The sequence below is a fragment of the Flavobacterium pectinovorum genome (genome assembly GCF_900142715.1).
Classification (GTDB): domain Bacteria; phylum Bacteroidota; class Bacteroidia; order Flavobacteriales; family Flavobacteriaceae; genus Flavobacterium; species Flavobacterium pectinovorum.
In genome coordinates, this window is the sequence record NZ_FRBX01000001.1 from 1,404,143 (window position 1) to 1,414,713 (window position 10,571).

Here is a 10,571-nt window from a genome sequence, read left to right on the forward strand (position 1 = left end):
TTAAGGAAATTAATAAGGTGAAATCGCATTTTTTTAAGTTAAAAACCCAAAGCTGTTTATACTTAATTACTTATATTTGTTGACCAAAAAATAACCACATAGTGACCCACATAAATAAATTAAAAATATTTAATGATCCCATTTATGGGTTTATTTCCATCCCAAACGAACTTATTTACGATTTAATTCAGCATCCGTATTTTCAGCGTTTGCGGCGTATTTCGCAAATGGGATTGTCTTATTTGGTATATCCGGGAGCAAATCATACCCGTTTTCATCATGCTTTAGGATGTATGCATTTGATGCAAAAAGCTATTGAAACACTTCGATTTAAAGGAGTTGCAATTTCTCAGGAGGAAGAATGCGCTTTGCTGATTGCTATTTTGCTGCATGATATTGGACATGGACCATTTTCGCACGCCATGGAAAAAAGTATTGTAGAGGATGTAAATCACGAAGCTATTTCTTTATTATTCATGAATCAGTTAAATGATGAATTTGACGGTAAATTGAGTTTGGCCATTCAGGTTTTTAAAGGTGAATATCATAGAAAATTTATGTTACAACTGATTTCAAGTCAGTTAGATATGGATCGAATGGATTATCTTAAACGAGATAGTTTTTATACCGGAGTTGCAGAAGGAAACGTAAATTCTGAGCGTTTGATTCAGATGATGAATGTTGTTGATGGCGTTTTGGTTATTGAAGAAAAGGGAATTTATTCTGTTGAAAAATTTCTGCTTTCAAGACGATTAATGTATTGGCAGGCATATTTGCATAAAACTAGTCTGGTTGCCGAATTAATTTTGATGAAGGTTTTAAAAAGAGCCAAAGAACTTACATTAAAAGGAGTGAATTTGCCTTGCAGTGAACCTCTTTTGTATTTCATGAAAAACAAAATTACATTAGAGAATTTTGATGCAGAAAAATTGGATTTATTTTCTCAATTAGATGATTTTGATATTATTAGCGCTTTAAAAGCCTGGCAAAAACAAGATGATTTTATACTTTCTACATTAAGTAAAATGATCATTAACAGAGATTTACTGAAGATAAAGTTGAGTGCAGAAAAGATTCCGATGGAAGAATCCCAATCTTTAAAAGAAGAGTTCGCAGAGGAACATCATATTTCGGCTGTAGATGCCGGATATTTTATTTTTAGAGGTAAAATAAAAAACCAGGCATACAGTAAAGAGGCAGAACCGATACGAATTTTGAAAAAAGATAAAACAATTGAAGACGTTGTTGAAGCCTCTGATCAGTTGAATTTGAAATCGTTATCTAAACTGGTCACAAAATATTACATCTGTTTTCCAAAACAACTTATCTAAAATTAACATTTAAAATCTATTTTTTATATTTTTGTCGCGATGAAATTTACAGCAGAACAAATAGCAGGAATTTTAGAAGGAGAAGTTGTTGGGAATCCCAATGCAGAAGTTTCTCGACTTTCTAAGATTGAAGAAGGCGAGGAAGGATCGCTTACTTTTTTGGCTAACCCGAAATATATCAACTATATATATACTACAAAAGCGAGCGTAACTATTGTTAACGACAGCTTTGTACCCGAAGCCGAAATCACTACAACTTTAATAAAAGTGGAGGATGCATATGCTTCCTTTTCTAAACTTTTGCATTTTTATAATCAGGTAAAATTGAATAAAAATGGAATTGAAGCTCACTCTTTTATATCTGAGGGTACTAAATATGGAGAAAATCTATACTTAGGAAGCTTTAGTTATGTAGGTCAGAATGTAGTTTTGGGGGATAATGTAAAAATATATCCAAACAGTTTTATTGGCGACAATGTTGTTATTGGCGATAATGTGTATATTTTTGCCGGGGCTAAAATATATTCTGAAACCGTAATTGGCAATAATTGCACCATACATTCAGGAACTATTATAGGTGCAGATGGTTTTGGTTTTGTACCAAATGAAGAAGGTGTATATAGTAAAGTACCACAAATTGGTAATGTTATTATTGAAGATAATGTAGATATTGGTGCCAATACTACAATAGACAGAGCAACTCTGGGTTCTACGATTATTAGAAAAGGAGTTAAATTAGACAATCAAATTCAGATTGCCCATAATGTAGAAATAGGTAAAAATACTGTAATTGCCGCTCAATCAGGCGTTGCGGGTTCTACAAAAATTGGCGAAAACTGCATGATTGGCGGGCAGGTTGGTATCGCAGGCCACTTAATAATAGGTAATAATGTAAGACTTCAGGCGCAGTCGGGAGTTGCAAGAAACATCAAAGATGATGAGATTTTACAAGGATCTCCATCGCTTGGATATGGTGATTTTAACAAATCATATGTTCATTTTAAGAATTTACCTAAAATTGTTGCCGAACTGGACGAATTAAAAAAACAAATAATAAACCCAAAAAATGGAAATAATGGTTAAACAGAAGACCATCAAAAATGAAATTTCGCTAACAGGAGTTGGATTACACACTGGAAAAGAAGTTACAATGACTTTTAAACCAGCTCCAATTAATAATGGTTTCACTTTTGTAAGAGTAGATTTGCAAGGACAACCAGTGATTGAGGCTGATGCTAATTATGTTGTTAATACACAAAGAGGTACAAATTTAGAAAAATTAGGTGTAAAAATTCAAACTCCGGAACACGTTCTGGCTGCATTAGTTGGATGTGATTTGGATAATGTTATCATAGAATTAAATGCTTCTGAACTACCTATTATGGATGGTTCTTCAAAATATTTTGTTGAAGCTATAGAAAATGCCGGAATCGAAGAACAAGATGCTAAACGTAATGTTTATGTGGTAAAAGAAGTTATTTCCTTTACTGATGAAGCTACTGGCAGTGAGATTTTGGTAATGCCAAGCGACGACTATCAGGTTACTGCAATGGTTGATTTTGGTACTAAAGTTTTGGGTACACAAAACGCAACGATGAAAAGCATTGCCGATTTTAAAGATGAAATCGCAAATTCAAGAACTTTTAGTTTTCTTCATGAATTAGAATCTTTATTAGAGCACGGATTAATTAAAGGTGGAGATTTAAACAATGCTATTGTTTATGTAGATAAAGAAATATCTGAGTCTACAATGGAAAATCTAAAGAAAGCATTTGGCAAAGATAAAATTTCGGTAAAACCAAATGGTGTTTTAGACAACCTTACGTTACACTATCCAAACGAAGCTGCACGTCATAAATTATTAGATGTTGTGGGAGATTTAGCTTTAATCGGAGTTAGAATTCAGGGGAAAATTATTGCTAATAAACCAGGGCATTACGTAAATACTCAGTTTGCTAAAAAAATTGGCAAAATCATAAAAATCGAACAAAGAAATCATGTTCCTGTTTATGATTTAAATAAAGAGCCTTTGATGGATATTCACAAAATCATGGCGATGTTACCACACCGTCCACCGTTTTTGTTGATTGACAGAATTATAGAAATGTCTGATCGCCATGTAGTTGGTTTGAAAAATGTTACGATGAATGAAAATTTCTTCGTAGGACATTTCCCGGAAGCTCCGGTAATGCCAGGTGTTTTAATTGTTGAAGCAATGGCTCAAACAGGAGGAATTTTGGTTTTAAGCACAGTTCCGGATCCTGAGAATTATTTAACGTACTTTATGAAAATTGACAATGTTAAATTTAAACATAAAGTATTGCCTGGAGATACATTAATTTTCAAATGCGAATTGATTTCTCCTATCCGTAGAGGAATCTGTCATATGCAGGCAAATGCTTACGCAAATGGTAAATTAGTTACCGAGGCAGAATTAATGGCACAAATTGTAAAAAAACAATAATAATTTAATCAAATTTATTGTTTACGTTTGTTGCCCAAATTAGATTATTTTAATAAAATATAAAAGATACAGATGAATCAACCATTAGCATATGTTCATCCTGGCGCTAAAATCGCTAAAAACGTTGTAATTGAGCCTTTTACAACAATTCACAATAATGTTGTTATTGGTGATGGGACTTGGATTGGTTCAAATGTGACCATTATGGAAGGCGCCCGAATTGGTAAAAATTGCAATATTTTTCCAGGAGCGGTAATTTCTGCGGTGCCACAAGATTTAAAATTTGGCGGAGAAGATTCTCTTGCTATAATTGGTGACAATTGTACCATTAGAGAATGTGTTACTATAAATAGAGGTACAGTTGCTTCAGGACAAACTATTCTGGGAAACAATTGTTTAGTAATGGCTTACGCACACATTGCGCATGATTGCGAGATTGGAAACAATGCTATTATCGTAAACGGAGTTGCTCTTGCAGGTCACGTTGTGGTAGGAAATCATGCTGTAATTGGAGGTTTGGCAGCGATTCATCAATTTATTCATATTGGCGATCATGCTATGATTTCTGGTGGATCTTTGGTTAGAAAAGATGTTCCGCCATATACAAAAGCAGCAAAAGAGCCATTGTCTTATGTTGGTATCAATTCGGTTGGTTTAAGAAGAAGAGGATTTAGTACTGAGAAAATCAGAGAAATTCAGGAGATTTACAGAATTTTATACCAAAAAAATTACAATACAACTCAGGCTTTAAGTATTATTGAAGCAGAAATGGAAGCTACTCCTGAGAGAGATGAAATTTTAGATTTTATCAGAAATTCATCCAGAGGAATCATGAAAGGTTATTCAGGAAACTATTAAATAAAAGTTTAATCGTTTATTTGTTAATTCGTTAAGTCGAAAACAGATAAACGATTTAACGATTAAACAAAATACTAAATAAAATAAAAACAAATGGCATCTACATCAGATATTAGAAACGGATTGTGTATTAAATTCAATCATGATATTTATAAAATTGTTGAATTTCTTCACGTAAAACCTGGAAAAGGACCAGCTTTCGTAAGAACAAAATTGAGAAGTTTAACTACAGGAAGAGTATTAGATAATACATTTTCTGCAGGACATAAAATTGACGATGTGCGTGTAGAAACACATAATTATCAGTTTTTATATGCTGAAGGAGATGAGTTTCATTTTATGAATACAGAATCTTATGAGCAAATTTCTTTGAATAAAAATATTCTGGATGCTCCGGGATTGTTAAAAGAAGGAACAAGTGTAATGGTTCAGGTGAATACTGAAACTGATTTGCCTTTATCTGTAGATATGCCATCTTCTGTAGTTCTTGAAGTTACTTATGCTGAGCCAGGAGTAAAAGGAAATACCGCTACAAATGCAACAAAATCTGCTACGGTAGAAACAGGAGCAACTGTAAACGTTCCTTTATTCATCAACGAAGGTGATAAAATTAAAATTGATACAGCTTCAGGTTCTTACATGGAGCGTGTAAAAGAGTAGTTTTTTAATTAGATAATTTGTCAATGAGTCAATTAGAAAATTGATGCAGCAGCAGAAAATTGAATAATTTTGTTTTCTAATTGACACATTTCCTAATTGACACATTCTCTAATTGACAAATTTTCTAATTATAAAATATGAAATTTCCAAAAGTTCACTCTTTACGAGAAATTGCAAATTTGCTTGACTGCGAATTTATAGGAGACCAAGACTTTCCGGTTTTAGGTATGAACGAAATACATGTTGTCGAACCTGGCGATATTGTTTTTGTTGATCATCCTAAATATTATGATAAAGCTTTACAATCTGCCGCGACTATTGTTTTAATTAATAAAAAAGTAGATTGTCCTGAAGGTAAAGCACTTTTGATTTCTGATGATCCTTTCAGAGATTTCAATACCCTAACCAAACATTTTAGACCTTTTCAGGCAACAACTGTCTCAATTGCTCTTTCTGCAAATATTGGAGAAGGAACTGTAATTCAGCCTAATTGTTTTGTTGGAAACAATGTAACAATTGGAAAAAACTGTATAATACACCCAAATGTTACTATCTACGATCATACTGTAATTGGTGATAATGTGATTATTCACGCGGGAACTATTTTAGGAGCCGATGCTTTTTATTATAAAAAACGTCCGGATGGTTTTGACCAATTAATTTCTGGTGGTAGAGTGGTAATCGAAAACAATGTTGGCATTGGCGCTCTTTGTACAATAGACAAAGGAGTAACAGGAGATACAACAATTGGTGAGGGAACTATGCTTGATAATCAGGTACATGTTGGTCATGATACAGTTATCGGTAAAAAATGTTTAATTGCATCACAAACCGGTATTGCTGGTTGCGTTGTTATTGAAGATGAAGTAACTATTTGGGGACAAGTTGGTACCACAAGTGGTATAACAATAGGAGCGAAGGCGGTTATTATGGGACAAACCGGTGTTACTAAATCGGTAGAAGGCGGAAAATCTTATTTTGGAACTCCAATAGAAGAATCAAGAGAAAAGTTAAAACAATTAGCCAATATCAAAAAGATTCCTGAAATTCTAAGTAAATTGAAGTAATATGTCTATAAAAGAATTTGTTCAAAAATTTTATAAGTCGGATGCCTTAATTGATAGCGAAATCATGAAAACTTATTTGCATCCCGATGTAAAGTTGGATTGGAATAGTACCAAAGGATTGATTGAGATGGATTATGATTCGATGCTCGCAATGGCCAATGAATTAAGTCGTGCTTATGTGCGATCTAAAGTGAGAATTAGCCATATAATTGCCGAAGATGATTTAGTTTCAATACGTTACTCACATTTTGTGAAAACGATTGAAAACCCACGAGAAGAAATGTTATTAGCTCATTTTGCTACAATTTGGCAAATTAAAGATGACAAACTTTATCGCGGTTATCAAATGAGTCAATTTTCTTAATTTTTTTGATGACAAAAAGGTTAAAATAGATTACAAAACCTTATTTTTGCAACACAATTTTAAAAACTACATAAAATATATATCATGAGTGTTTTAGTTAATAAAGATTCCAAAATAATTGTTCAAGGATTTACAGGAAGCGAAGGAACTTTCCATGCTTCTCAAATGATTGAGTACGGTACTAATGTTGTTGGTGGTGTTACTCCGGGAAAAGGAGGAACTAGCCATTTAGATCGTCCGGTTTTTAATACAGTAAAAGATGCTGTAGATCAAGCTGGAGCTGATACATCTATTATTTTTGTACCACCAGCTTTTGCTGCTGATGCAATTATGGAAGCTGCTGACGCTGGAATTAAAGTAATTATTGCTATTACAGAAGGAATTCCTGTAGCAGATATGATTAAAGCAAATAATTATGTTAAAGAAAGAAATTCAAGATTAATCGGTCCAAACTGTCCGGGAGTTATTACTCCGGGTGAAGCTAAAGTTGGTATTATGCCAGGTTTCGTTTTCAAAAAAGGAACTGTTGGTATCGTTTCTAAATCAGGAACTTTAACTTATGAAGCTGCAGATCAGGTTGTAAAACAAGGTTTAGGAATTACTACAGCTATTGGTATTGGTGGAGATCCAATTATTGGAACTACAACTAAAGAAGCTGTTGAATTATTAATGAACGATCCAGAAACTGAAATCATCATTATGATTGGTGAAATTGGTGGTCAATTAGAAGCTGATGCTGCTAAATGGGTTAGAGCTGATGGTAACCGTAAACCAGTTATTGGTTTTATCGCTGGAGAAACTGCTCCTGCTGGTAGAACAATGGGTCACGCAGGTGCTATTGTTGGTGGTTCTGATGATACAGCTGCTGCTAAAAAACAAATTATGAGAGACAACGGAATTCACGTTGTTGATTCACCAGCTGAAATTGGTAAAAAAGTAAAAGAAGTATTGGGTTAATCTCCAATGTTTTAAATAACAAATTCCAAAAAAGTCTCAATATTTGTTGAGACTTTTTTACATTTTTAAAATGTAGAGGAATAAATTAAAAACTTAGCAACTCAGTTTCTTAGAACCTCAGAAGCTTAAAAAAAGAAATATGTACAAAGAATTAAAAAAGTTTAAAGTAAGCAACAGTTTTACTTTTACAATCGAAGATAGTTTAGAACAAGTTTGTAATGCTCCCGAAGGTGGCGCAGGAATTTTTGTTGTATATGCTGTTGAAGGTGATGCGAAAGAATTAATAATGGTTGCTTCTACAGGGACTGTTCAAAACGACGGGACTTTGAAAAGCAAAAATGGAGGTTTATACGATAAAATCGTAAACGGACACCAATTTGCAAAAACAGGAAGAAAATATTCTTGGCCTGCACAAATGAAATTAGAAAGTATTGAAGCTCTTGAAGTAGTTTGGTACGAAACTTTTAATGCAGATGTAAAAGCAATTCCAACTGCAGTTGAAGGACAGGTTTTGCAAAATTTCTTAGATGAAAATGCAAAATTACCAAGATGGAATGTAGCTTTCTAAAAGCTGTTTTTTCAATATAAAACTATCAAAAGCCTTGCTAAAATTTAGTAAGGTTTTTTTATACAGTCTTGCAAAATTTATTAAGGAATAAACCTATATTAATAGCTGTAAAATCTCACAATTGTAAGGTTCTTCAAATAAAAACATTTTTTAACATTTATTTAAGATCCCTGATACAGTCAAAGGTTAGGAGTGGTTTCTATATTAAGAAACCGCTCCTTTTTTGTAAATAAATTGCTTTTATATTTTTGCTTTTATATATTTATCGAACAATACGAAAGAATAATGTTAAAATACTATTCTGTTTGTATTAAGAAAAGCCTGTTTTGATAATTCCCACGCCTCGATAAATATGAAAAGCCAAACTTTAAACAATAAGTTTTTAGATGATAATACTCTTTGGAGTAATTTAAAAGCCGGTGATGAAAAATCTTTTTCCCAACTTTTTGAAAGATATTATAAAGATTTAGTTAGTTATGGAAATTCTCTTTCTCCTTTTGAAGAAAAGGTGCAGGACTGCGTACAGGATGTTTTTGCAGATGTCTGGGTATATAGAACTACATTGCAGGAAAATGTTGTTGTAAAGGCGTATTTATTATCGAGCGTAAGAAAAAGAATTGCCCGTTTATTTCAAAGAGATCATATTTTTCGCAAGACAACTTCGACGGAAGCAATCGAATTTCTTTTTGACTTTTCTATAGAAAATGAACTTGTTGAAGATGAAGTGACTGCAGAACGTGTTTTATATTTAAATAAATTACTTAACGATTTGCCCCCTCGTCAAAAAGAAGCTTTATATCTGCGATATCATCAGGGATTTGTTGTAGAACAAATTGCAGAATTATTAGATGTTAATTATCAATCGGCAAATAACTTATTATACCGCGGATTATTGAGTCTTCGTAAGGAATGGAAAGGCAATTTGTCCTATATTTTACTGCTATCTTCAGGCCTTTTTTGAATTTCTTAAAAAAAACTTAAAAAAAATCATAATTAAGTGAGTATACAATAAGAAAAGTGTCCTCTATGTTTTTGTAACCCTAATTCTAAGATGCAAAAACGTAATACTTATACCGAAATCGAAGATCTTTTAGCTGATCAGTCATTTCAATTGTGGATTTTATCTAAAATTGATGAACAAGGCTGGGAGGAATGGACTTTAGAAAATCGTCAACGAGCCAAATTAGTTGAAGATGCCAGACTTTTATTGTTAGCGATGAAAGTTACCGATGTTAATCTGTCTCAAAATGAGATTCATGAGGCATTGGAATCTACCTGGAAAAAAATCGAAGAAAAAGAACATTTTAATAATACGAGATCAAAAATTTTCTATCTAAGAAAATATTGGTTAAGCGGCGTTGCTGCTCTTTTAATCATTTCATTATCATCAGTTTTGGCTTTTAGAAATAACAGCCTGATCAACAATACTGTTGTTACTTATAATGAATTGATAGAAGAAAATAATGAGGGATTAGTAGAGCAGACTAATAATTCAGACATTTCTCAAACAATCACATTATCTGATGGAAGTTCGGTTTTATTACAGCCAAAAAGTAAATTAAGTTATCCTAAAATCTTTACCGGGAATGAAAGAAAGGTCTATTTATCCGGCGAAGGTTTCTTTGAAATTAGTAAAAATCCCAAAAAGCCTTTTTTTGTTTACGCAAACGAAATTGTAACAAGAGTTGTTGGTACTAGTTTTAGAATTAAAGCTTATCAGGACCAGCAAAATGTTGAAGTTCTTGTTCGCACCGGTAAAGTAAGGGTAAAATCAAATAGTTTAATTTCGAATGCTACAGATCATGAGGTCGTACTTCTTCCAAATCAGGCACTTCGGTTTATTCGTAAAGATTTGGTTTTTAATAAAATAACCAATATTACAAAAGATGAAGCTTTGGTTCGTAGTGTTGGAAATATCGAACAATTAAGTTTTGAGTTTAATGATATTCCGATTGCTCAAATTTTCGAAACTATCGAACAAGCTTATTTAGTTGATATTGATTACCCTAAAGATAAATTAAATGATTGCCATTTGACCACATCACTTAGCGATCAGCCACTGCCGGAGAAACTTAAAATTATTTGTAAAAGCATTGGTAACGATACGAGTTTTGAAATGAATGGAAATCAAATTACCATAACATCAAAAGGCTGTAACTAAAAAATATTATTCAAGAAATTTAATTAAAACCCCTTAAACTAAAAATTTATAAATGCCTATGTAAGAATAAAATACATAAAAAAGTGCCGAAATGCTGTAACATTATCGACACTTAAATTAATTGAATTGCTTTCTGTAAAA

11 protein-coding genes are annotated in these 10,571 nt (G+C 32.7%); all 11 read left to right on the forward strand.

The window, feature by feature from the left end; all coding sequences use genetic code 11:
• The first annotated feature begins 101 nt into the window (after positions 1 to 101).
• The 11 genes from BUE22_RS06060 to BUE22_RS06110 all read left to right on the forward strand — a co-directional run bounded on the left by BUE22_RS06060 (position 102) and on the right by BUE22_RS06110 (position 10,430).
• Positions 102 to 1,331 carry an HD domain-containing protein gene (locus BUE22_RS06060; protein ID WP_073394157.1) on the forward strand — a complete coding sequence of 410 codons (1,230 nt, stop codon included), beginning with the start codon at positions 102 to 104 and terminating at the stop codon, positions 1,329 to 1,331.
• A gap of 39 nt (positions 1,332 to 1,370) precedes the next feature.
• On the forward strand, positions 1,371 to 2,414 hold the full coding sequence (gene lpxD, locus BUE22_RS06065) for a UDP-3-O-(3-hydroxymyristoyl)glucosamine N-acyltransferase (protein ID WP_073394158.1): 1,044 nt from the start codon (positions 1,371 to 1,373) through the stop codon (positions 2,412 to 2,414).
• Positions 2,407 to 3,795 carry a bifunctional UDP-3-O-[3-hydroxymyristoyl] N-acetylglucosamine deacetylase/3-hydroxyacyl-ACP dehydratase gene (locus tag BUE22_RS06070; protein ID WP_073394290.1) on the forward strand — a complete coding sequence of 463 codons (1,389 nt, stop codon included), beginning with the start codon at positions 2,407 to 2,409 and terminating at the stop codon, positions 3,793 to 3,795. Before lpxD ends, BUE22_RS06070 begins: the two co-directional genes overlap by 8 nt.
• Positions 3,796 to 3,867: 72 nt before the next feature.
• The gene (gene lpxA / locus BUE22_RS06075; RefSeq protein WP_029270176.1) at positions 3,868 to 4,653 is read left to right on the forward strand and encodes an acyl-ACP--UDP-N-acetylglucosamine O-acyltransferase; all 786 of its coding nucleotides are present in this window, start codon (positions 3,868 to 3,870) and stop codon (positions 4,651 to 4,653) included.
• Positions 4,654 to 4,746: 93 nt separating this feature from the next.
• Positions 4,747 to 5,313: an elongation factor P gene (gene efp, locus BUE22_RS06080; RefSeq protein ID WP_042567042.1), complete on the forward strand. Its 567-nt coding sequence runs from the start codon at positions 4,747 to 4,749 to the stop codon at positions 5,311 to 5,313.
• A 137-nt stretch (positions 5,314 to 5,450) separates the two neighbouring features.
• On the forward strand, positions 5,451 to 6,380 hold the full coding sequence (locus BUE22_RS06085) for a UDP-3-O-(3-hydroxymyristoyl)glucosamine N-acyltransferase (RefSeq protein ID WP_073394159.1): 930 nt from the start codon (positions 5,451 to 5,453) through the stop codon (positions 6,378 to 6,380).
• Position 6,381: 1 nt separating this feature from the next.
• The gene (locus BUE22_RS06090; RefSeq protein WP_042567040.1) at positions 6,382 to 6,744 is read left to right on the forward strand and encodes a nuclear transport factor 2 family protein; all 363 of its coding nucleotides are present in this window, start codon (positions 6,382 to 6,384) and stop codon (positions 6,742 to 6,744) included.
• A gap of 84 nt (positions 6,745 to 6,828) precedes the next feature.
• Positions 6,829 to 7,701, forward strand: coding sequence for a succinate--CoA ligase subunit alpha (gene sucD, locus BUE22_RS06095; RefSeq protein WP_073394160.1), 873 nt, complete (start codon positions 6,829 to 6,831; stop codon positions 7,699 to 7,701).
• 139 nt (positions 7,702 to 7,840) lie between these two features.
• Positions 7,841 to 8,269, forward strand: a complete 429-nt coding sequence (locus tag BUE22_RS06100; protein ID WP_073394161.1) for a hypothetical protein — start codon at positions 7,841 to 7,843, stop codon at positions 8,267 to 8,269.
• A gap of 352 nt (positions 8,270 to 8,621) precedes the next feature.
• Positions 8,622 to 9,230 carry an RNA polymerase sigma factor gene (locus tag BUE22_RS06105; RefSeq protein WP_042567037.1) on the forward strand — a complete coding sequence of 203 codons (609 nt, stop codon included), beginning with the start codon at positions 8,622 to 8,624 and terminating at the stop codon, positions 9,228 to 9,230.
• A 90-nt stretch (positions 9,231 to 9,320) separates the two neighbouring features.
• Positions 9,321 to 10,430, forward strand: a complete 1,110-nt coding sequence (locus tag BUE22_RS06110; protein ID WP_073394162.1) for a FecR family protein — start codon at positions 9,321 to 9,323, stop codon at positions 10,428 to 10,430.
• The last annotated feature ends 141 nt before the right edge of the window (positions 10,431 to 10,571 follow it).

Bases quoted from the DNA above. Each gene is read 5' to 3' on its own strand.
- lpxD (WP_073394158.1), top strand. From the start codon at position 1,371: ATGAAATTTACAGCAGAACAAATAGCAGGAATTTTAGAAGGAGAAGTT.
- BUE22_RS06070 (WP_073394290.1), top strand. From the start codon at position 2,407: ATGGTTAAACAGAAGACCATCAAAAATGAAATTTCGCTAACAGGAGTT.
- lpxA (WP_029270176.1), top strand. From the start codon at position 3,868: ATGAATCAACCATTAGCATATGTTCATCCTGGCGCTAAAATCGCTAAA.
- efp (WP_042567042.1), top strand. From the start codon at position 4,747: ATGGCATCTACATCAGATATTAGAAACGGATTGTGTATTAAATTCAAT.
- BUE22_RS06085 (WP_073394159.1), top strand. From the start codon at position 5,451: ATGAAATTTCCAAAAGTTCACTCTTTACGAGAAATTGCAAATTTGCTT.
- BUE22_RS06090 (WP_042567040.1), top strand. From the start codon at position 6,382: ATGTCTATAAAAGAATTTGTTCAAAAATTTTATAAGTCGGATGCCTTA.
- sucD (WP_073394160.1), top strand. From the start codon at position 6,829: ATGAGTGTTTTAGTTAATAAAGATTCCAAAATAATTGTTCAAGGATTT.
- BUE22_RS06100 (WP_073394161.1), top strand. From the start codon at position 7,841: ATGTACAAAGAATTAAAAAAGTTTAAAGTAAGCAACAGTTTTACTTTT.
- BUE22_RS06105 (WP_042567037.1), top strand. From the start codon at position 8,622: ATGAAAAGCCAAACTTTAAACAATAAGTTTTTAGATGATAATACTCTT.
- BUE22_RS06110 (WP_073394162.1), top strand. From the start codon at position 9,321: ATGCAAAAACGTAATACTTATACCGAAATCGAAGATCTTTTAGCTGAT.